Here is a 1,244-nt window from a genome sequence, read left to right as displayed (position 1 = left end):
TGAGATACCGTCTTAGTAGTCAATCAGGTTTTGAGATTATTCGACCAATAAATAATCTCTTTGATAGGCAGTCTGATGTTTTAAAACGCCATAACACAGATGTATAAGCTTGCGCATTGCAGCACCTAAAGCACACATTTTATTTTTACCCTGGCTTAATAATCGTTGATATAAAGCTTCAATGTGTGGATTATATTTAATCGCTGTTAATGCTGACATATACAATACTGAGCGTATTTTACTGTCACCTGCTTTTGATAAGTGACTTTGCTTGTTGACTGAAGTGCCAGACAACTGATGTACTGGAACCAAACCTACATATGCAGCAGCTTGACTTGCTTTTTCAAACTTGTGCGAATGAAATAACCCCAACAGTATTAAGCCTGATCGTTCACCGATTGAAGGAATAGTTTGCAGTAATTTCAAATCCTGTTTCAATGTTGGATCTTGATCTATGTGATTATTTATTAACTTATCAATATGTTCAAGTTGCTGATTTAAATGCTCAATATTCTCTTCAAGTAATTTAATCACAACAACGGAGGTATGGGTGGACTGCGCCTTTTCAAGTCGATTCTTTTCCTGCAATAGACTACCTAGATAGACATCTCGTCTGCCTAGTAAAGCTTTTAATAATCTGACATTTTCAGGTTCAGGCTGCCATATGATTAACTTTGCGGTGTAACCATAACGTGAAAGAGCTTCACTATCAGCTTTATCCGTTTTATTTAGCATCGACATGCCTTTGGCAAAGGCTCTTACTCGTGAAGGATTAGCCACACAAACCTTTACACCTGCATCATATAGATAATATCCCAAATTCTCATGATAAACCGAAGTCGCTTCCATGATTGCTGTCACTTGATCAGGTTCAATTTTAAGAGTGATGAGCCATTTGAGCAGACTGCCAAAGCCACTTTCTGTATTAGTAAATATTTTATTTTTTCTTTTTCCAGTCAAACCTTGAGGGAAAATGCAACAATCTATTTTGGTTTTACTGACATCAATACCTAGCATAATCATGGTGATATTCCTTGAGTTTAAGCTATGCTTTTTATCCCATTAACCATCATCTTACCTTGTGAATACAGCATCAAAGTGCTTAGTTACCGTTCAGAGTTGTATGAGGGATAGGGGCAAATTGTAGGTTTTATCTCAGGTTCAAATTTAAGATTTTAGCAGCATTACAAACTCTACAATTTGCGTATAGTGGTAGCTAATCACTATATCAATCAAGATACAAG

At 36.3% G+C, this 1,244-nt stretch carries 1 protein-coding gene; it reads right to left on the bottom strand.

Annotated features, from left to right (window positions below; all coding sequences use genetic code 11):
- Window positions 1–36: 36 nt before the first annotated feature.
- A complete protein-coding gene (locus FTT87_RS15830) occupies window positions 37–1,023 on the bottom strand; it encodes a transposase (protein ID WP_180175109.1) in 987 nt (328 codons plus the stop codon).
- Window positions 1,024–1,244: the final 221 nt, after the last annotated feature.

Origin of the sequence: Acinetobacter sp. YH01022, from assembly GCF_013420235.1 — a bacterium.
In the GTDB taxonomy this organism is placed as follows: Bacteria; Pseudomonadota; Gammaproteobacteria; order Pseudomonadales; family Moraxellaceae; genus Acinetobacter.
This window is presented reverse-complemented; position numbering and strand designations above follow the sequence as displayed.